Annotated in this window: 19 protein-coding genes; 14 read left to right on the top strand and 5 right to left on the bottom strand. The window is 63.8% G+C overall.

Annotated features, from left to right (window positions below; translation table 11 throughout):
• Window positions 1–13: 13 nt before the first annotated feature.
• From F4Y38_02440 to F4Y38_02390, 11 genes are all read left to right on the top strand, one after another.
• Window positions 14–553, top strand: coding sequence for an NYN domain-containing protein (locus F4Y38_02440; GenBank protein ID MXY48137.1), 540 nt, complete (start codon window positions 14–16; stop codon window positions 551–553).
• 43 nt (window positions 554–596) lie between these two features.
• Window positions 597–1,520, top strand: coding sequence for a malate dehydrogenase (gene mdh, locus F4Y38_02435; protein MXY48136.1), 924 nt, complete (start codon window positions 597–599; stop codon window positions 1,518–1,520).
• Between the two features lie 69 nt (window positions 1,521–1,589).
• Window positions 1,590–2,819 (top strand): NADP-dependent isocitrate dehydrogenase, encoded by a 1,230-nt coding sequence (locus tag F4Y38_02430; GenBank protein ID MXY48135.1) that lies wholly within the window; start codon window positions 1,590–1,592, stop codon window positions 2,817–2,819.
• Between the two features lie 106 nt (window positions 2,820–2,925).
• On the top strand, window positions 2,926–3,951 hold the full coding sequence (gene obgE, locus F4Y38_02425) for a GTPase ObgE (GenBank protein ID MXY48134.1): 1,026 nt from the start codon (window positions 2,926–2,928) through the stop codon (window positions 3,949–3,951).
• A 107-nt stretch (window positions 3,952–4,058) separates the two neighbouring features.
• On the top strand, window positions 4,059–5,174 hold the full coding sequence (gene dprA, locus F4Y38_02420) for a DNA-protecting protein DprA (protein ID MXY48133.1): 1,116 nt from the start codon (window positions 4,059–4,061) through the stop codon (window positions 5,172–5,174).
• Between the two features lie 112 nt (window positions 5,175–5,286).
• The gene (rfaE2, locus tag F4Y38_02415; GenBank protein MXY48132.1) at window positions 5,287–5,781 is read left to right on the top strand and encodes a D-glycero-beta-D-manno-heptose 1-phosphate adenylyltransferase; all 495 of its coding nucleotides are present in this window, start codon (window positions 5,287–5,289) and stop codon (window positions 5,779–5,781) included.
• The gene (locus F4Y38_02410; GenBank protein ID MXY48131.1) at window positions 5,781–6,086 is read left to right on the top strand and encodes a hypothetical protein; all 306 of its coding nucleotides are present in this window, start codon (window positions 5,781–5,783) and stop codon (window positions 6,084–6,086) included. The genes rfaE2 and F4Y38_02410 overlap by 1 nt, the downstream gene beginning before the upstream one ends.
• The gene (locus F4Y38_02405) at window positions 6,079–6,882 is read left to right on the top strand and encodes a phytanoyl-CoA dioxygenase family protein (GenBank protein MXY48130.1); all 804 of its coding nucleotides are present in this window, start codon (window positions 6,079–6,081) and stop codon (window positions 6,880–6,882) included. The genes F4Y38_02410 and F4Y38_02405 overlap by 8 nt, the downstream gene beginning before the upstream one ends.
• A gap of 15 nt (window positions 6,883–6,897) precedes the next feature.
• Window positions 6,898–8,253, top strand: a complete 1,356-nt coding sequence (locus F4Y38_02400) for an amino acid permease (protein ID MXY48129.1) — start codon at window positions 6,898–6,900, stop codon at window positions 8,251–8,253.
• Entirely contained in the window at window positions 8,240–8,521 is a 282-nt protein-coding gene (locus F4Y38_02395) for a hypothetical protein (protein ID MXY48128.1), read from the top strand. The genes F4Y38_02400 and F4Y38_02395 overlap by 14 nt, the downstream gene beginning before the upstream one ends.
• A 36-nt stretch (window positions 8,522–8,557) precedes the next feature.
• Window positions 8,558–8,818, top strand: a complete 261-nt coding sequence (locus F4Y38_02390) for a peroxidase (protein ID MXY48127.1) — start codon at window positions 8,558–8,560, stop codon at window positions 8,816–8,818.
• Between the two features lie 36 nt (window positions 8,819–8,854).
• On the opposite strand, the gene F4Y38_02385 is transcribed toward F4Y38_02390, so the two are convergent.
• Window positions 8,855–10,654: a cyclase family protein gene (locus tag F4Y38_02385; GenBank protein MXY48126.1), complete on the bottom strand. Its 1,800-nt coding sequence runs from the start codon at window positions 10,652–10,654 to the stop codon at window positions 8,855–8,857.
• Between the two features lie 456 nt (window positions 10,655–11,110).
• Here F4Y38_02385 and F4Y38_02380 point away from each other — a divergent pair, with 456 nt between their 5' ends.
• The 3 genes from F4Y38_02380 to F4Y38_02370 are packed head-to-tail and all read left to right on the top strand — an operon-like array spanning window position 11,111 to window position 12,618.
• Window positions 11,111–11,314, top strand: a complete 204-nt coding sequence (locus tag F4Y38_02380) for a type II toxin-antitoxin system HicB family antitoxin (GenBank protein ID MXY48125.1) — start codon at window positions 11,111–11,113, stop codon at window positions 11,312–11,314.
• Complete coding sequence (locus tag F4Y38_02375) at window positions 11,311–11,517, top strand: type II toxin-antitoxin system HicA family toxin (GenBank protein ID MXY48124.1); 207 nt, start codon at window positions 11,311–11,313, stop codon at window positions 11,515–11,517. Before F4Y38_02380 ends, F4Y38_02375 begins: the two co-directional genes overlap by 4 nt.
• Before the next feature lie 15 nt (window positions 11,518–11,532).
• Window positions 11,533–12,618, top strand: coding sequence for a Gfo/Idh/MocA family oxidoreductase (locus F4Y38_02370; GenBank protein MXY48123.1), 1,086 nt, complete (start codon window positions 11,533–11,535; stop codon window positions 12,616–12,618).
• 24 nt (window positions 12,619–12,642) lie between these two features.
• Here F4Y38_02370 and F4Y38_02365 read toward each other — a convergent pair whose 3' ends face one another.
• The 4 genes from F4Y38_02365 to F4Y38_02350 are packed head-to-tail and all read right to left on the bottom strand — an operon-like array spanning window position 12,643 to window position 20,389.
• Window positions 12,643–14,283, bottom strand: a complete 1,641-nt coding sequence (locus tag F4Y38_02365; GenBank protein ID MXY48122.1) for a SpoIIE family protein phosphatase — start codon at window positions 14,281–14,283, stop codon at window positions 12,643–12,645.
• 57 nt (window positions 14,284–14,340) lie between these two features.
• A complete protein-coding gene (locus tag F4Y38_02360; protein ID MXY48121.1) occupies window positions 14,341–15,576 on the bottom strand; it encodes a zinc-binding dehydrogenase in 1,236 nt (411 codons plus the stop codon).
• Entirely contained in the window at window positions 15,573–19,283 is a 3,711-nt protein-coding gene (locus tag F4Y38_02355; GenBank protein MXY48120.1) for an HAD-IB family hydrolase, read from the bottom strand. Before F4Y38_02355 ends, F4Y38_02360 begins: the two co-directional genes overlap by 4 nt.
• A complete protein-coding gene (locus F4Y38_02350; GenBank protein MXY48119.1) occupies window positions 19,280–20,389 on the bottom strand; it encodes a hypothetical protein in 1,110 nt (369 codons plus the stop codon). Before F4Y38_02350 ends, F4Y38_02355 begins: the two co-directional genes overlap by 4 nt.
• Window positions 20,390–20,405 lie beyond the last annotated feature (16 nt).

Genomic DNA, 20,405 nt, shown 5'->3' with positions numbered 1-20,405 from the left:
CCGCGTCAGGGAGATGCAGCGGCGGATCGAACAGTTCAGCGAAGAAAGCGGCGCGGAATCTGAAAGGGTCGCCCTCTTCATCGACGTGCAGAACATGTGGTATGCCGCCCGGCAACAGCACGGCATGGCGGCGCGGGTGGATTTCGAGAAGCTCATGCAGGCCGCCGTGAGCGATCGCCGGCTGATACGGGCCTACGCCTACGTGATCCAGACCCCGGAGGTGGACCAGAGCGGATTCGTCACCATGCTGGAACAGTTCAGCTACGAGGTGAAGCGGAAGGACCTCCGCAGGCGCAGCGACGGTTCGGCGAAAGGCGACTGGGACATGGAGATGGCCATCGACATGATCAGAATGGCCGAGAAGGTCGACGTGGTCATCCTGGCCAGCGGCGACGGGGATTTCGTGTCGCTGATCCAGCTGCTCAAGGAACTGGGCCCGCGCGTGGAGGTGTTTTCCTTTCCGCACAACACGGCGCGGGACCTGATGGAAACCGCGGACCATTACCATCCCATCGACGCATCGCTGCTGATCGATATGGATCCGGCCCGCTAAAGTCTCAGGAAACTCGATACATCGTTCATACATGGAGGAACAAATGGTAAAGATCGGCATGGTCGGTGCGGGAAACGTGGGGGCGACCGCTGCGCTGTACGCCGCGCAGAAGGAACTGGGCGATATCGCCCTGATCGACGTGGTGGACGGTATCCCGCAGGGCAAGGGACTGGACATGATGGAAGCCGGACCGGTACTGGGCTATGATTCGGCGATCGAAGGCTCCAACGATTTCGCGGCCCTTGACGGCGCGGCCCTCGTGGTGGTCACCGCCGGCCTGGCCCGCAAGCCGGGCATGGACCGGCTCGATCTGCTTAAGAAGAACGCGGAAATCATCACGTCCGTAACCGAAAACATCGTGAAGTACGCGCCGGATTCCCAGATCCTGATGGTGAGCAACCCGCTGGACGTCATGACCTATGTCGCCCTCAAGGTATCGGGGTACGGGCGGAAGCGCGTATACGGACAGGCCGGTGTGCTCGACTGCGCCCGTTACCGCGCCTTCGTCGCCATGGAACTCGGCGTATCCATGGAAGACACGCAGGCGATCATTCTCGGCGGGCACGGCGACACCATGGTCCCCATTCCGCGGTACACCACGGTCTCCGGCATACCCATCACCGAGCTGCTGTCCCGGGAAGCCATCGACCGCATCGTGCAGCGGACCCGCGACGGCGGCGCGGAGATCGTTAACTACCTCAAGACGGGCAGCGCTTACTACGCCCCGGCGGCCTCCGTCGTCCAGATGGTGGAATCCGTCCTGAAGGGCAAGAACCGCGTGCTGCCCGCCTCGGTCATGCTGGAAGGCGAGTACGGACTGCGGGACGTCTGCGTGGGGGTGCCCGTGAAACTGGGCAGCGACGGCATCGAGGAAGTGATCGAACTGGACCTATCGGACGACGAGCGGGCGGCGCTGCGTGCTTCCGCCGCGGTGTACCAGGAGAGCCTGGACGAACTGGGCATATAGCATCCACACGACTTCCACATGATTTTCATCTAACATGAAATAAACCCGACGGAGGAGGAAGAAAGCGACATGGCTGCAAAACCACCCGCTGGTGGAAAGCACATAACCATCGATGACCGGGGCGTGCTCAACGTCCCGGACCAACCGGTCATCCCTTTTATCGAAGGCGACGGCACGGGACCGGATATCTGGAGGACGGCACAGCGCGTTTTCGACGCCGCCGTAGACAAGGCGTATGGCGGAGGCCGGCGCATCATGTGGCACGAGGTGCTGGCAGGAGAAAAAGCCTTCAATCTCACGGACAGCTGGCTGCCGGATGAAACGGTAGACAGTTTCCGGGAATACCTGGTGGGCATCAAGGGACCCCTGACCACGCCCGTGGGGGGCGGCATCCGCAGCCTGAACGTGGCGCTGCGCCAGATCCTCGACCTGTACGTATGCCTGCGGCCGGTACGCTGGTTTACCGGCGTGCCCAGTCCGGTGCGTCATCCCGAGAAGGTGGACATGGTCATCTTCCGCGAGAATACGGAGGACGTGTACGCCGGGAAGGAACAGGAGGCCTACAGCGACGAGGCCGCCAGGCTGATCGCGTTCTGCAGGAAACAGTTCGGGTGGGAAATCCGGTCCGATTCGGGCATCGCCATAAAGCCGGTGAGCGAGACCGGCAGCAAGCGGTTGATCCGCGCGGCGGTCGAGTACGCCATCGCGCGGAACCGCAAGAGCGTCACCCTGGTGCACAAGGGCAACATCCAGAAGTTCACGGAAGGCGCCTTCCAGAAATGGGGATACGAACTCGCGAAGGAGGAATACCCGGACCGGCTGGTCAGCTGGGACGAATGCGGGGGCGACGTCCCGGAGGGCAAGATCCTGGTCAAGGACGCCATCGCCGACATCTTCCTGCAGCAGATCCTGACCCGTCCCGACGAGTTCGACGTCATCGCCACCATGAATCTGAACGGCGATTACATTTCCGATGCCCTGGCCGCCCAGGTGGGCGGTATCGGTATCGCGCCGGGCGGCAACATCAACTACAAGACCGGACACGCCGTGTTCGAAGCGACCCACGGCACGGCGCCGAAATACGCCAACCAGGACAAGGTCAACCCGGGTTCCGTCATCCTCTCCGGCGAACTGATGCTGCGCTATCTTGGTTGGGACGAAGCGGCCGACCTGATTATCCAGGGGATAGAAAAGGCCATCGGGGGCCGGATCGTGACGTACGATTTCGCCCGCCTGATGGACGGCGCGCAGGAAGTCAAGTGCTCGGAATTCGGCACCGCCATCATCGAGCGGATGTAGGCCTAGGTCAACGCGGCCGACATCGAGCGGGGCGTGTGACTGTGCAGTCCTCGTACGGCGCGATCGTTTTGGCGATCGCGGGCGGCCGGCTCTTCGGATATCCCTCATGTTCGTCGATTTCGCGAAAATCCACGTAAAGGCCGGACGCGGCGGCAACGGCTGCTGCAGCTTCCGCCGCGAGAAGAACGTGCCGCGGGGCGGGCCGGACGGCGGACACGGCGGCGACGGAGGCCATGTCGTCCTGCAGGTCGACCCGGGCAAGCGCACGCTGCTCGACTTCCAGTTCCAGCACCTGTACCGTGCCCGGAACGGCACGCACGGACAGGGCAAGGACATGCACGGACGGAACGCCCCGGACCTGGTCATCGGCGTCCCTCCCGGTACCATCGTCAAGGACCGGGAGTCCGGCTCGGTGATTTCCGACATGGTCGGCGATGACCAGACCCTGGTCATCGCCCGGGGAGGCCATGGGGGCCGCGGCAACTCGGCCTTCGCCACGTCCACCAACCGGGCGCCCCGGCGATGGGAGGAAGGTCATCCGGGCGAGGAACGCCTGCTGGAACTCGAACTGAAGCTGATCGCCGACGTGGGACTGGTTGGTCATCCGAACGCGGGCAAATCCACACTGCTGTCGCGTCTGTCCGCCATGAGACCCAAGATCGCCGACTATCCCTTCACCACCCTAGAACCCAACCTGGGCATCGTCAAGCTGGGAGACTACGACCGCTTCGTCCTCGCGGACATCCCCGGCCTGATCGAGGGCGCCCACGAGGGCAAGGGACTCGGACACCAGTTCCTCCGCCACGTCGAGCGGACCCGGATCCTCGTCTTCCTGCTCGACGCAAGCCAGCCCGATCCCGTGCACGACTACCAAGTGCTCGTCAACGAACTCCGCCAGTTCAATCCCGTACTCCTCTCCCGCCCCGCCCTGGTCGTCTTCTCCAAACTGGACCTGATCGTGGACCGTTCCGCCCTGGACGGCCTCGTCGTGGATCCCGACCGCGCGAAGCACGCGGGCCAGCGCAACAACCCCGTGCTGGCGATCTCATCCGCCACCGGAGAAGGCATCCCCGACCTCCTCGGGGAAATCGGCCAGATTCTTCACGAGATCGGAACCGACTCGCCCGACTAATCACATTGAATCGCGTCGGATTCGGAACGCGTTACCCGCCGACGGGTTCCCGGTTAGTCCCGTAACCCGCAACTGCACCGAATGGCCTGTCCCTTGAGGACCTGGCTATGGAGGACTTGTCTATGGCCGACCTGGCATCCTGGCTGACCCTCGCGCGCGTACCGGGCGTGGGCGCGTCGCGGTTCCACGCGCTGTTGCGGCGGTTCGGGTCGCCCTCCGCGGCCCTGTCCGCCTCCGTGGACGAACTGGCCCGGACCGAAGGGGTGGGGCCGCAGATCGCCCGGGCGGTGCGCGGCCACCGGGACCAGGCCTTCGTCGACCGCCAGCTGCGCCTGCTCGATCGGCACGACGCACGCATCGTCACCTTCCGCGACCGGGACTATCCCGAGCGGCTTAGCGAGATCTACGATCCGCCGCCCCTGCTCTTCGTTTCCGGCGGCTGGAAAGCGGAGGACGAACAGTCCATCGCCATCGTGGGTACGCGGTTTACCTCCGCCTATGGCCGAAAGATGGCCGAGTCCTTCAGCGCGGAACTGAGCGCATACGGGTTCACCGTCGTGAGCGGCCTGGCGCGGGGTGTGGACACGCTCGCCCACCGGACCGCACTGCGTGGTAACGGCCGCACGGTGGCAGTACTGGGTTCGGGCCTCGACCGGCCGTACCCCGCGGAGAACCGAAAACTGATGGCGACCATCCGGGAACATGGCGCCGTGATGACGGAGCACCCCTTCGGAACCGGCCCGGACGCCGTCCATTTCCCCCAGCGAAACCGGATCATCAGCGGATCGACGCTGGGAACGATCGTGGTGGAGGCCGGCAAGCGCAGCGGAGCGCTGATCACCGCGCGCTTCGCCCTGGACCAGGGCCGCGAGGTCTTTGCCGTGCCCGGACCGCTGAACGCGGCGAGCAGCGAGGGGGTGAACCGGCTGATCAAGGACGGTACGGCCAAGCTGATCCAGCGGGTCGACGACGTGATCGACGAACTGGCGCCCCGGCTGGGTTTCGAGCCGATCCGGTCGGAACCGGAACCGGCCGGCACGGCCCTGGAACTGCCGCCCGAGGAGCAATCCATGTACGGCCAGGTAACCTCGGATCCCAAACACATCGACCACCTGGCGTCCGCCCTTTCCCTTACTTCCTCCCAGGCGCTCGGCATCCTGCTGGCGCTCGAACTGAAAGGCGCGGTGCGTCAGTTGCCGGGCATGATGTTCGTGAGATCCTGACCTCGTCCGTCCGACCGCCTGCCCCGGTTATTTAGGTTGACACGCCCCGCTCTCCCGATGTTACATCAAGGACAACTCGCTAGAATCGTCAAAACGTACGTTGTGGCCGGTTATGCCCGATCAGCAGACCCGCGGTAAACTCCTCGAACGCGATGAACTTGCATCGGTCGTGGAGCGCGCGCGCCGGAATGGCGCCACCGTCGTGTTCACGAACGGTTGCTTCGATCTGCTCCATCCGGGCCATGTCCATCTCCTGCAGACCGCGCGATCATTCGGCGACCTGCTCATCGTGGCCATAAACACCGACGCGTCCGTCCGGGCGATCAAGGACGAGGGCCGGCCGATCTACGGCGAAACGGAACGGGCCTACATGCTCGGCGCCCTGGCCTGCGTGGACCATGTGGTCCTTTTCGGCGAGCCAACGCCCATCCCGCTGCTCAACCTGCTCAAGCCGGACGTCCTGGTCAAAGGAGGTCACTACGGCCACGAGGAAGTGGTGGGCTGGGACGTGGTGGAATCCTACGGCGGCCGCGTGGAGAGAGTGCCCGTCCTGGACGGCATGTCGACCACCGACACGATAGCGCGCATCACCGGAAAGGGAACGTAATGCCTGAAACACGCCAGAAACTGCTGGTGCTTTACCTGCGGACCCCCGACCTTCACGCCGGCGTCGTGGCCTGGTCCGAATTCGACGGCACCTCGGCCGCCGACGAACGCCACACATCGGGGGACGCCGCGGACTCGGGCGGCGCTACGAATCCCCCCTACGCGTCGGTAGTGGACGCCATGCGGGACGGTTGGCGGGTCGTCCAGTTTCCCCAGCAATATCCGGCCTATCCGGGTACGGAATACCAGGTGTCCTATCTCAAGTACGAGTACATACTCGAAAAAATGGAGGTGGTCGATGGCTGACAGCACCCATCTGTTGAATTCCAAGCAAATGGCGCGGTTCGTCGCGGAGGGGTATCTCCGTTTCGACGAACTGGTGCCCGAAGATCTCAACCAGTCCGTGAAAGCCGAAATGGACAACCAGGCCATCCCCCGGGAAGAGGCGGGATTGCCGCTGAGCGTCATCTGGCCGGAAGCGGCCGTGGGACGCGTTTTCCGGCTGCCGGAGATCGAAGGCATCATCCACAGCCTCGTGGGACCGGATCCGCTATACGACCACCACGCCGTGCACACCGTAGCGGCAGGCCACCATTTCGGACAGCACTGGCACGCGGACGCGATCATAGACACGCGGCTGCACTTCGACATCCAGTTCATGTATTTCGCCCACGACACGCCCAGGGAAATGGGAGGAACGCTGATCCTTCCCGGAAGCCACTACCGACGCATCAGCGAATCCGACATCGCCCGGTACCACAACTTCGTGGGCCAGGTGCCGATGATCTGCAAGGCCGGGACGGTGATCGTGCTCCATCACGGCATGTGGCACTGCGCCCAGCCGAATCGCACCGACGAGATGCGGTACATGTTCAAGCTGCGACTCAACCCCACGGTCCGGCAGCTAAGGCTCTGGAACACGGATGACATCGACGATCCGGAAGTCAGCCATATCCTGAGCACGAACCAGCCGTGGCACGGGAACGAAGAACGCATCGAACATGTCAACCGGATCCACTTCTGGCGGTTCCTGACCGGTGACGACCAGTTCGACAACCACTACTGGCTGAGCCGGATCGAAAACGAACCCGAACTGGTGTGAGACGAAAACGCGTTCATGACCACGGGTAACCTGCGCCGACAACTGGGTATCTGGCCGACCACGGCCATGGTGATCAGCGGGATGATCGCCGTGGGGATCTTCCTGGTGCCCGCCGGGATGGCCAAGTCGCTGGGATCGCCCCTGCTGCTGCTCGTCATCTGGCTGACGATGGCCGGGATGGCCCTCTGCGGTTCGCTGTGTTTCGGGGAACTGGCTTCCCGTTATCCCCACGCGGGCGGCGGATACGTATATCTCCGGGAGGCCTACGGCACGCCGACGGCCTTTCTGTACGGATGGATGTCCCTGATGGTGCTGGATCCGGGCATCACGGCGACCCTGGCGACCGGTATGGCAAGCTACGCGGGCCATATCTACGCGATGGACCCGGTCGCGATGAAGTTGCTGGCCATCGTCGTGCTGGCCGTCCTCACCGCCGTCAACATCTACGGCGTGCGCATCGGCGCCTGGATCATCGTCCTGCTGACCGTGTTCAAGGTCGGGGTGCTCGCGGTCATCTCCCTCCTGGGGTTCGGCCTGGGGCTCGGCGACTGGTCGAACTTCACGCCCTTCGTGGCGCGGCCCGCGGATTCCGGCCCGTTGTTCGGCGCCCTCGCCGGCGGCATCGTGGGCGCCTTCTTCGCCTTCGCCGGCTGGTGGGACCTGAACAAGGTGGCCGGTGAAATCAAGGACCCAGCGCGCATCCTGCCCCGGGCGCTGCTGCTGGCCGTAGGCATCGTCGCGTTGACCTACATCACCACCAGCGCCGTCTTCATGTACCTCGTACCCGTATCCCAGGTCACCAGCGACGAGACCTTCGCGGCGCAGGCCGGCGAGGTGCTCTTCGGACGCAGCGGCGGCATCCTGTTTTCCTCCGTGGTCATCTTGTCCATCGTCGGCAGCCTGACCGGACTGCTGCTCATGGCGCCGAGGGTGTATTTCGCCATGGCCAGGGACGGGGTCTTCCTCCGCTTCGCCGGCGCGGTCCATCCCGCCTTCGGCACGCCCTACCGTGCGATCGCCATCCAGGGCGGACTGGCCTCGCTGCTGGTGTGGCTGGGGACCTTCAGCCAGATCCTGGATTACTTCATCTTCGTGGCCGTACTGTTCATCGCGCTCACCGTGGCGGGCCTGTTCGTGGTACGCCGCAGGTCGTCCGAGACGCCTCCCTACCGGACCCCCTTCTATCCCGTCACCCCGGTGCTGTTCCTGATCCTCGCCGCGGTCCTGCTCGTGCTGCTCTTCGGCAACAGTCCCGTGCAGGCCCTGCTCGGCGTCGGCGTGACGGTCCTTGGGATACCGGTGTACTTTCTCGTATTCAGAAAACAGTCCACACAGCAAAGACCGTCAGGAGAAGCCCATGGCATGGATTAAGACCGTCTCCGCGTCGGATGGGGACGAACGGCTGCTCGCCGCCCTCGAGGCACAGCGCGCGCTTTATCCCGCGGAGTACGACACGCCGGTGCATCCCACCGACGACGGCACGTCCGGCATCGTGGCGTCCCATTCATTGATCCCGGAGGCGCTGCATCACGCCTTCGCCACCTTCGGGGTGTTGCTGTCGCCGGATCTGCCGTTGAGCCGCAGGCAGCACGAGATGATCTCGACCATCGTCTCGTCGAGAAACCGGTGTGTATACTGAATTGATTCGCACGCAGAGTTTCTGCGTCGGGTCACGTTGGACAGCGAACTGGTCGAAGCGATCAAGTACGACTACGACAAGGCGCCGCTGAACGCGCAGGACCGGGCGATGCTCGATTTCGCCATCCGGCTTACCGAGGATGCCACGCAGATACGCAAAGGCGATCTCGAAGGACTGCGGGCCGTGGGGTTCGACGACGTCGCCATCCTCCAGATCACCCTGATCGCGTCGTGGTTCAACTACATCAACCGCGTCGCGGACGCCCTTGGGGTGGGACGGGACGCGGACGACTCGTAAACGGCCGCCCGGGCGGGTGGCGATCGTTACGCCGCCTTACGGGAGTATGGCGATGGCCCTTCCCGGACCTCCGTGGTTGTTCTCGAGGCGGGGACACAGGAAGACGTAGAAGGCGCCCTTCGGCGGAAGCTGGCCCACGCCAATCAGATACTCCGTGAAGATCATGTCGTGGTTCACCGCCGTCCAGTGCGTCTTCATGGATTCCACCGGGTCCACCGATCCCATGTCGGGCGTATCGATGCCCACGTGCTTCACGCCTTTGCCGGCCAGGTAGGCGATAACTTCCGCACCCGGCGCCGGCCATCCCTCGGACTGTCCATCCAGAGGCGCCTTGACAGTCTGTTCCACCACAACCCGGATGAAGCGGCGGAAATGGGTGTCCGTATGTCCCGTATGGAAGAGCACGACCTCACCGCCCTCGATCTCCCCGTACAGTTCCTCGTGTCTCCTGACATCGTCCAGCGTGATGGCCGGTGAGGCCGGCCAGTCATCCCTCGAGGTCGTCCCCACACGGTGCTGCACGTTGACGACTCGGGCGGGGCCCATGAAGTGGTGCAACGGGACTTTTTCCGTCGTCATTTCCGTGTGCTTCAGCGGACCGTGCTCGGCCTCGAACTCCCTTAGCGCGACGCGGACCGTTTCGTCATAGCTGCCCGTGTCGAATCCGGGCGGAGGGCCGTAGTGCGCGGGCGGATCCACGTGGGTCCCGGTATGGGCGTCCATGATATGGGTGTTGACCCAGTAGGGGCCGAAGGGACCATCGAAATAGTTCACCGGCTGCACCCTCGAATAGGGGAAGACGTGACGGCCCACGCCGCGGCCCGGCCACCAGACGGGGCGGTCCATTGACAGCGTTACGGAGAGGTCGACCACCCGTTTCGACTTAACGGCCTCAAGCAGACGTGCAGCCAGGTCCGGATTGGTTATGGCCACCGCCCGCGTTTCCACCGTGGGTGAGTTCTCGTGCTTGACCGGCAGGGCGATGTACAGGGATCCGTTGGGCGTCCTGTCCAGGTTGATCAGTCCCTCCGTGTGCACGGCACCGTACTTGAAATGGCCGAGATGGCTTTCCAGGGCGAGGGGATTTACGTACATGCCCTCGGGACCCGACGCGATGTAGCGGGGCGGACCCAGTCCACCCATGCTCGGACTGTCGATGCCCATGAGCCAGACCCCCCGGCTGCCCACGTATTCCGCCGCGTCGTAGTCCGGCGCGGGCCATCCAGGCGCCGTCCCACCGACGGGTTCCACGATCAGGCGGCGGTCGTCCGGCGCGGGCCGGTCGTGGCGGTCGTCGTACCCGCTCCAGTACAGGACGGCGTCGCCCGGTCCCATGGGCCTGTGCGCCGCCTCGGCGGCCTTTACCACATCTATGGTGAACAGGGGACTCACGCCCGGCGGGGCCTGGTCCAGCATGGACCGGCCGTCGATTTTGTAAACCTCGCCCACGAGTTGCCAGGCCGGGACTTTTTCCACCGTAAGATCACCCCAGTAGTGGGCGTTCGGCAGCCCGCTGTGCTGGGGCGGCATCATGTGGGCTGGCGTGTCCGTCTGCGTCGCCGTGTTCTCGTCCAGGATGATCAGGTCCGATGCCCAGGGCCGGTCTCCGTGGACGATATAGGGCACGACGAGGGGCTGGTGATGGATCTGCCCACCCGGCCAGTACTGGTAATGGCGGCCGGATATGACCGGCGATAGATCGACTACGTCGCCGGGGCCCACCGGCGTGTACTGGGCGGAGGAGTTCGAGGTAGCAAGCAGGCAGAGGGTCGTGGTCGCAAGGATCAGGCTAAGGGACAGCCTGCGAATGCGTCCGTGTTTCCGTTGATGGTACATGGGGTGCTCCCGGGAATCTGCAAAACTTGAGGTCACGGGGTTAAATGCGACCGGATAACGAGAACCATTTAATGTCAGGCTGTTTGCTTGTAGTGATAGAAGTTTGGTGTTTTCTTTCCCGGTTGTCAACCTGTCAAAATCCTCCTGAAGAGTACGACGGGAGTAATGTCAAAGATGCTCCTTGACATACAGTACGGTCCTGTGGTCAATGGAACAGTCGACAGCGAATAACGGTTGTCAACCAGCAGGCTACGAGTTACCGTAATACTATGATCGTATCGTTTGACCACTGCAGTCTGAAGACACGTAACGCAGGGTGAGTTGAGTAAGACCGCCACGCCGTGCCTGATATCAGTAAACCGGCGTCTGACGTTCCTGGTGGAGGTCCTCATGGTGATCGATTTCGAGGACTTGGACCACCAATTTGATTACCGCAAACGGAACCCGAGGAGAACAATGAAACTCAAAGTCATCGTACATAGAGCCGAAGAAGGTGGATATTGGGCCGAAGTCCCCGCAATCCCAGGATGCGTGTCGCAAGGTGATTCGCTGGATGAGTTGCGCAGCAACATCCTTGAGGCGATTGACGGATGCCTGTCCGTCGAAGTCGGTGACTTCGAAATCTCTGAGACCGATCGCATCATAGAAGTGGCCGTGTGAAAGCGATTACCGGGAAGCGCCTTTGCCGGTTGCTTGAATCTCATGGATGGCATCTCAAACGAATAAGTGGCAGTCATCATATTTATGCCAAAGATGGAGAAGTCGCGCGCATTTCGGTTCCGGTCCATGGGAATGTAACGCTCAAACGTGGATTGCAGGCACACTTGATGAGGATCGCACAGATATCGGAAAATGAATTGTGATCCAGACGGCCAGTCATTAAGACAGAACCGACTAAAGGAGTCTCACCCGTGTCTAACCTGCGCGTCGGCATCATCGGACTGGGCGGCATCGCCCGTCCCCACTGCGAAGCCATTGCGAACCAGGACGGCGTGGAAATCGTGGCGGTCGCCGACCTGCTCGAGGAAAAGCGCCGTGAATACATGGACATGTACGACATCCCCAGGGGTTACGCCACCCATACGGAACTGCTTGAGGACGACGAGGTCGAAGCGGTGGCCATCGTCCTAGGCCACCAGCTGCATCACCGGCTGACCGTGGACGCCTGCAACGCCGGCAAGCACGTCCTGGTGGAAAAGCCCATGGCGATCAGCCTGGAACAGTGCGACGACATGATCGCCGCCGCGGCGGCCAACGGCGTCAAGCTCATGGTGGGCCTGACGCAGCACTTCTACGGCACCAGCATCAAGGCCAAGGAAATCCTGGATTCTGGCGCCCTGGGACCGGCCATTACGGGGGTGTGCTACATGTCCAAGAACTGGGGGTACGGCAGCCGCAGACCCCAGTACCGCAGCCGGTTCCACGGCGGCGGCATGTGGATGACCAACGGGGTCCACGTGGTGGACCGGCTTTCCTGGGTCATGGCCTCGCAGGCGGTCTCGGTCTCCGCCACCATCGGCAACCGGGCCCACTACCAGGCCGCGGACGATTCCGCCACGGCATTCATCCGCTACAAGAACGGCACGTCGGGCGTGGCGGTGGCCGTCGGGTACGCCGACGGCGGCCCCAATCACGAGTGCCAGGTGATCTGCGCCAACGGATCGCTGCGCTTCAGCGAGTCCGGCGAGAAGTACGTCAGGGTGGGCAAGGACAACCGGTGGGAGGACGTGCCCTTCGACGACCCGCCTCATCCCATGTACAACGAGTGGAAGGGGTTCGTCGAGGCGATCCGCAAGGATATCGAACCGCCCACGCCCGGAGAATGGGGCCGCCACGTCATGGAGATCCTGTTCGCCGCGGAGCATTCTTCCATTTCGGGCAGGGAGGTGCCGCTGGCCAGTGGGGGACAGTGGACCCACCAGCAGTCCGGCACGCCGGTGAACATCGATCACGGCTGGATCTGACGGATCCACGGCGACGCGCGGGTATTACGCGCCGGTATGCTCCACCACGGCCAGGGTGACGTCGTCACATTGCCGGGATTCCGATGAAAACCCGAACACCGCCGCCATGACGGTGTCCTTCAATGCGCCCGCATCCTGGCCCCTGTGCTTCGTCAGCAGGGACTCGAGCCGTTGTTCTTCATAGAGATCGCCTTCGGCGTTGGCCGCCTCGGTGACGCCGTCGGTATACATGACCAGCCTGGTCCCGGATTCGAACCGTACCGATTCCACCTCAAAGGAAACGTCGGCGATCCCCAGCGGCGGCGCGGCTGCATGCAGCTTCTGGACCGGTCCATCCTGCGAAAGAAGCATGGGCGGATTGTGCCCGGCGTTGCAGTACCGCAGGGTGTTCGCCCCGGTATCGATATCGGCGTGAAAGAAGGTGATGAACTGGCTCACCGAGGAATGATGGAGTATGTAATCGTTCAGCCTGCCGACGCGTTCCACCAGTGGCACGCCGATGTCGATGAGGGTGGTCAGCATGGTCTTGCAGGCGACCATGAGCAACGCGCTGGACGGGCCGTGTCCGGTGACGTCGGCGATCGTCACCGTCAGGACATCCTCGCCATAAGGAATGAAGTCGTAATAGTCCCCGCCGATCTCCTCGCAGGACACATGGGCGCCCGCGCAGGCCAGCGTGTTGAAGGCATAGCTTTCTCCCGGCAGCAGCCCGGCCTGGATCTCGCCCGCCAGGGCCAGTTCCTTGTCCAGTGCGCTTTTGGCCACGGCGGCGTCGAAGAGGCGCAGGTTGTCGGTCTTGATGGCGGTCAGGTTGGCCACCGCGCTGGACAGGCCGAGATGGTCCACGGTGAACTCCACGGCCGGATCCGCGGAATCCAGGTAAAGCAGGCCGAACACCCGGTCTTCATGCCACAGGGGCACGCACAGTATGGACACCAGCCGGCGGACGATCACGCTCTGCCGGTCCCTGAACCGCTCGTCCCCCGGGGCGTTCGAAGTGATAGAGGCCATCCGGTTTTCCAGGGCCTGTTTCACCGCCGTCGTGCTGATCGAAATCGAGCGGTCTTCGTAACCGGGCCGGGAGGCCAGCGTCCGGATTTCGAAATCGTAGCCATCCCCGGTCTCGACGGGATGGACGATCGCGCAGCAGTCCGCCTCCAGCCATTCCAGCAGGCTCCCCGTCACGAGGTCTCCCAGCTCGGCCTCGCTGCGGGCCGTCATGACTTCCTTGCTCAGTTCCGTGAGTTTCAGCAGCCGTCCGTCGGTATCCTCAGGCTTCACGGCGGGTGTCCCGCCCGCCATCGTGTACGGCAACTGGTCCGCCCGGAAGAGGGAGGCCGGCGCCTGCAGATCATCGGCGCGCTCTCCGGGTTCTCCCCCCTCGAAGACGAAAACCGATCGTCCGAGCCGGATGCGGTCACCCGGCAGCAGCGGGGCGGGCTCGTCGCCGATTGGATGATCGTTGACGTAAGTCCCGTTCCGGCTGCCCAGGTCCGCGATCACGTAGCCCGACGCCTCCGTTTCGATACGCGCATGAAGCTTCGAAACGCCCCGGTCGCCGCCTATGGCGATGTCGGCCTCGCCGGAACGGCCCAGGGTAGTGACATCCCTTGACAGGACATGGACTTGCGGGGCTTTTGCGTGCAACAACTTCAGGTAAGGCACGGGTGTGCTCCGATTCGCACGGTTACCGTTGAAACCTCGGTGCGGTCCCCATCGGACTTACGGCCCCGGTTCGTTTCTCAGGTCGAAAGCCACCTTGACGGCGCCGTGCCGGCCGGCTTCCAGGGCCCGGCCGATGGCCTTCCGGTATGCCGTAAGGGGGAAGAGGTCCGTCACGAGAGGCTTCAGGCCGACCTCCCCCGACGCGATCAGATCCATGGCCAGGTCGAAGGTCCGGACGGACCGACCTTCGTGTTCCTCCGTCCCGTAGGCGTAGGCCCCCTGCACTTTCAATTCCTTGTACCACACCGCCGTCCAGTCGATCCCGGATGGAATGCCCGGCATGCCAACCACGGTGACGACGCCGCCGGAGCCGGTCAGCCGCAGCGCGTCGTCGATGGTGCGCGACGACCCGACGCAGTCGAAGGTCCGGTGCACGCCGCCGATGAATACGGGCCGCCCGATCTCGGGCCGATGGATCTCCGCACCCGTCACTTCGCTGACCGTATCGTAGAGGTCTTCGCCCCTGCCGATGACGCGGTCGGCGCCGAGGGCGGGCGCCAGGGCCTGCTGATGGGGATACCGCGCGGCGGCGAGGATGCGGCACTTCCCTCCCAGGGCCCGTATGGCCGCGATGGTGAGTAGTCCGACGGCGCCGCAGCCGATCACCAGGATGGTCTCGTCATCACCGGGAAAGGACTTCAGCACGGCGTGCAGGCAGCAGCTGAAGGGTTCGACCAGGACCGCTTCCTCGTCGGAAAGCGGATCGGGCACCAGGTGGACCTGGAAGGGGTGCGCCACCAGGGACGTACTCCATCCACCACCCGTGTCCCTGCAGTACCCGGTCTGTATCCCCGGGGAAATGTCGCCGTGCATGACCATCTCGCACAGCCCGAAATCGCCTTCCCCGCACGGCGGGCACGGTGGGTGGATACCCCGGACGGCGCAGCAGAGGCCGGGCTCGATCACCACGCGGTCTCCCCGGGAAACTTCCCCGGGACCTGAACCGGCCTCCTCCACCTCGCCCACCACTTCGTGGCCCAGGACGAAAGGCGCGGAAATCAGGGGCGAAAAATAGGGGCTGCCCTTCGCCCGTATGGTGGAAAGGTCCGATCCGCAGATTCCGCTCAACAGCGGTCTGACACGCATCCATTCAGGCGTCGGAAGCGCGGGGGGATCGACGTCCGCCATGCGGATGCACGACAGCGCGCCGGTGGCCGGGCCGGGTCGGCGATGGCCGAGGGTGCGGACGAACAGGTACCGGGGTACGCTCTTGATGTACTGTACGGCTTTCATACATGGGTCCAGTGCACGACTTCCCACCCGCCGGCTTCCGCGGCTTTCTTCAGCTTCCCGCCGGGGTTCACGGCGACGGCGTGTCCTACCACGCCCAACATGGGCGCGTCCGAACTGCTGTCGGCATAGGCATAGCACCGGGCCAGGTCGATACCGCGGCGCTCGGCGTAGTCCCGGACGATTCGGGCCTTCGCCTCGTCACCGATGGGCGGCCCTTCCGTCTCGCCGGTCAGCTGGCCGTCGTCTTCCTTCATGGACAGGGCGATGAGGTCGTCCGCCTTGGTGTATTCCGCCAGCGGCTCCATGACGAAATCCAGGGACCCGGTGACCAGGACCACGCGCTCGCCCCGTTGCTGGTGCGCCCGAATGCGATCGACGGCCCCGGCGTACATGCGTGGACGCATGACTTTTTCGAAAAGCTGCTCGCTCCTCGAAACGCATTCCCCGCGACCGAAACCACGGTACTGCCGGTAGAACGCCTGGATGAATCGGCTCCTGCTGATCTTGTCCAGGACGATGTAATAGAGGATTTTCGGCAGGAATCCGATGGTCCAGACTAGGCGCCGCAGGGAGGAATATCCCCAGGTCCTGTAAAAGGCGTAGTAGTGTACGATCGTCGCGTCCACGATGGTGCCGTCCACGTCGAAGAAGGCCGTCGCGGCGTGTTCCCGGCCGTTTACGAAGCGTCCCGCCCGTCGACCGGCCGCTCCTTCCGGACCTCCTGGCACGGACCCGGCGGAACCGGCGGAACCGGCGGAACCGGCGGAACCGGCGGACCCGGTGGCCTGGCCCAGGCGCTCCATGATGTACAGATAGCCGTCGCGGTCGATGCGTCCGATGTCCCCCGTGTGAAGCCACCCGCCGCGGAGACGGTTCTCCGTCGCCGTAGGGTTCCTGTAGTACCCTTGCATGACGTTGTTCCCGCGCACGATAATCTCGCCGTTGCCTTCTTTGTCGGGGGCCTGGATTTCAACGTCTACCGCCGGCAGGGCCACACCGACGGAGGAGGGCTTGCTTCGGTCCATGGGATTTACGGTCACGACCGGGGCCGCTTCCGTGAGCCCGTATCCCTCGTGGATCGTCAGGCCGATCTCCCGGTAGGCGTGGTACAGGTCCGAATCGAGCGTGCCGCCGCCGCTGACCAGCAGCCGCATGCGGGAAACGACGCTGTCGCCGTTTTTCTCGGCCGTCTGTCGCAGCGACCCGTGCAACAGCCCGAATAACCGTGGCGCAGCGATCAGGCAGTTGACCCCGGTTTCATCAATCAGGCCGACCAGGGACCGCGGCCTTACCGACGTGGTATAGGTAATGGTCGCCCCCGCGTAGAACGGCATGAGGAAACCGCCCGTGAACTCCAGGGCCTGGCTCATGGGCAGCAGGGACAGGAAATGGTCGGTCCGGTAGGCGCGCAGGATCTCGGCGAGGGACAGCAGGTTCGAAACGAAGTTCCGATGGGTCAGGACCACGCCGTGGGATTCGGCCGCCATGCCCCGGGTAAACATGATGGCTGCCGGCGTATCGGGATCCACTGGCGCCCAGGGGGGCGGCTCCTCGTTCAGTGTGACGGGCGACGCGGACCTTCGCGGCGCGTCGAACGGCAGACCGTAGTTTTCGATGTTCCAGAACATGACGTCGCCGCCGGGCTCCGCCGGTTCACCGCCGGGCTTCGCCGACGCGGTGAGTAATGCGTGACCGCTTTCCGTGCAGAGGATGGCCCTCGATTCGGTAAACCGGGCAATGCGCCATACTTCCTGGGGTGTCGACCGGCGGTCCACAGGCACGAGCACGGCCCCGGCCACCATCCCGGCGAAACAGGCGATACCCCATTCGGGCCGGTTCTCCGAGAAGAGCAAGACCCGGTCACCCGAATGCAGGCCGCTGGAACGCCACTGCCAGCCGATGTGTCCGGCCAGGGCGAACACGTCCTTGAAGGAATAGCGGATCCAGCCATCGTCCCGCGGCATCTGCAGCGCGGTCTTGTCTCCGTACATGTCCGCGCTCTTGGCCAGTATGTCCGTCAGCGTATCGAGATGGGGCAGCGCATCCTCCCCGGCCTGGGCGAACCCGGATCGCTCCGCCACCTCCTCTTCTTCCGTGACCGCGGGCTTCGGCTCATCGGTCTTCAGCACGTGGCGTTTCAGGCCGGGGATATGGATATCCTGGAAATAGGTCTTCCAGAGGATCCTGGAGACGTCGCCGTTGAAGAGCAGCCGGTCCTCGGGATCCAGACTTTCGTGCAACCTGACCGTGCGGTCCGTCTCGAAGGTGCATTCCAGGGACGTGTAGGGACTGTAGATCGCGGCGTAGTACAGCATGCGCGAGATCGCCGACTTCATCACGGCGATTCTGCGCTTCAGGTTGTTCAGCAGGGTAATCCGGGTGAAGCGGTTGAGCGTCCACAACGCGGCGTTCAGGGGGTAGACGAAGCGCAGGTTGTACCGGCGCCGGAACTGGCCAAGGGTCGGGTAGGTCCATCGCTGGATCGGTATGGGTTCGTTGTTCCGGTTCAGGCGGGGGTACTTTTGAAAGTACTCGTATGAGTGCTCGAAGGCCTGGTGGAATAGGACGGGATTCCGGTCGCCCGTCGAAACGTGGTACACGCCGATCCCGCCTTCCCGGGCCGTGCGCGCCATGGCCGCCAGGGTCGTATTGGCCACGATGTCCACCGGGATGATGTCCACGATCATGTCTTTCTGGCCGGGGAAGTCCGGCAGGCGCCCCTTGCTCACCGCGTCGATGAGCGGGTCGGCTACCTTGAGCCCCTCGATCCATCCCGGTTCGGGCTCGACCAGCGCGCTTTCCACGATGGACGGCCTTATTATGGCCGTGGGCAGGTCGCCCCGGTGCTTGACGATCAACTGCTCGCCCATGGCCTTCGTCAGGGTATAGCTGTCGTGCCAACCCCACTGCTGCCCGCGGCGCATGCCCTCTTCGATAAGCCGTTCCTTGAGCCAGCGCTTGCGAAAGGTCTCCATCTGGGCGTCGAGCCAGCGCTGCGAGGGGCTCGGGTTCTGCTGCAGCGCCATCTTCCTGAAACGCTCCTGCTGTCCCGGCGAACGGGAGTCGTCGTGGATCTCATCCGCCCTGGCGAGTATGTCCCGGATTTCCCGTTCCAGGTCGAAAGGCGCGTCGCTTCGCCCCATTTCCTGGGCCATGGACCAGTCCGGACGGGGCGGTGCTTCGGGAATGCGGCCCTTGGTCTGGCCGTTAACGTAGGCCGTCGAGACGTGGACCAGCGTGGCGTCGCCGCACGATCTGGCAAATTCCATCATGCGCCGCGCACCGAGGGTGTTAAGCTGAAGCGCGGCGTCGATTTCTTCGTCGAAGGTCACGGATGCCGCGCAGGTGAGCACCACGTCGACTTCCGCCGCGAGCCGGTGGTACAGGTCCGGTTCCAGTCCGAGGTGGTCCTGGGTAAGGTCGCCCTCGACGGCGTGGACCTTGGCGCGCATGATATCCGCGAAACGTTCGCCGTGGGTCTCGCGAAGCCGGGCGAAGGCGGCGGACTGGAGGATCTCTTCCTCCACCCGTTCCCGCGCCGTCAGTGTGGTGCCGTCCTTCCTCCTTCGGGCCCGGACGACCAGGTAGATACGGCCTACTTCCGGGGCGCACCGCAGGATCTTCTCCACGACCGCTTTCGCAAGGAATCCGGTGGCGCCGGTGATCAGCAGGTTCTTTCCCCGCAGGTAGGTGACGATTTCACTCATACCTTACCGTCTCTTGATGCCATCAGCCGCTTGAACTGATCGACCCAGGGTATGGGCGACGGATCGACGTCGTTCATAATTGCCTGGTAGAAACTGGCGTAGGTACCGAGCAGGAGCAGGTCGCAGGCCTGCTCGAGCGCCGTCTCTCCCCCGGGCGTTACTACGGAACACGCGATCCCCTGCTGCTCGAGCAGCGTGCGGGTAATCTCGTGGCGGCGCCGGTTGCGCGGATCGTACAGGCCGGACTGGATCAGCACGGCGGCGAGTCCGTCCCGGTGCTCCACGGGGTGGGTCATCCCTTCGAGCAGATGGTGATTCAGTTCCGGTATGGCGAACCAGACGGCCAGGTTCTTGGCGTTCTCGTTCCACTGGTTGGCCAGGATGTGGGCGTTGCCCGTGAGATGCTCGGAAGCCATGATCAGGATCGACTTCCCCCCCGTGGCCGAGGCCAACTCATAGGCGGGGTTCTCCTCACCGGGCGCAGCGTAATCCGGGTTGGTCTCCCGGAGCAGCATGAGAGTGCTCGTTACCTCGGATTCGGCAAGCGCCACGAACCCCAGTTGACGGAACATCGCCAGGAGGTAGGTGACCGCGTAGCCCAGGCCGATACGCGGCTGCCCGCAGGTGTTGAGCTCGCTGCCGAACACCACGGCCGGCAGCCCATGGCGCCCGGCGAACGCTTCCAGGTCGCCCCCCGTGGTCAGGGCGATCATCGATACTCCCCTGGACAGGCCGTGTTCCGCCACGGCCATCACTTCCTCTGTGCCCCCGGAATAGCTGGACAGCACGATGAGGGTCCGCTCGTCGATCCACGAAGGGGCCGCGTAATCGGATACGATAGTGACCGGAACGCGCAGCCGGTCGCGGAAGACGTCCTGTATCAGGTGGGCGCCCAGGGCCGATCCCCCCATGCCCGCCACGACCACGTGGTTGACGTTCCGGCAGGCGTCGGGGAAAGTGCGTCCCGCCATGGCCTCCCAGGCCGCCTCCATCTGGTCCGGGATCGATCCGATGGACCCATGCATGTCGGATTGGTCCAGGCGTGCCATCTTCATCAGGGCCGCCTTCTTTTCAATAGGGTCGCCGGTTTGATAGGAGAAGCTCATGAATCGACCCGCCTGG

Source organism: Gemmatimonadota bacterium (assembly GCA_009838645.1).
In the GTDB taxonomy this organism is placed as follows: Bacteria; JAAXHH01; JAAXHH01; order JAAXHH01; family JAAXHH01; genus JAAXHH01.
The sequence above is the reverse complement of the archived record's forward strand: the minus strand, read 5'-3'. Positions and strand labels throughout refer to the sequence as shown.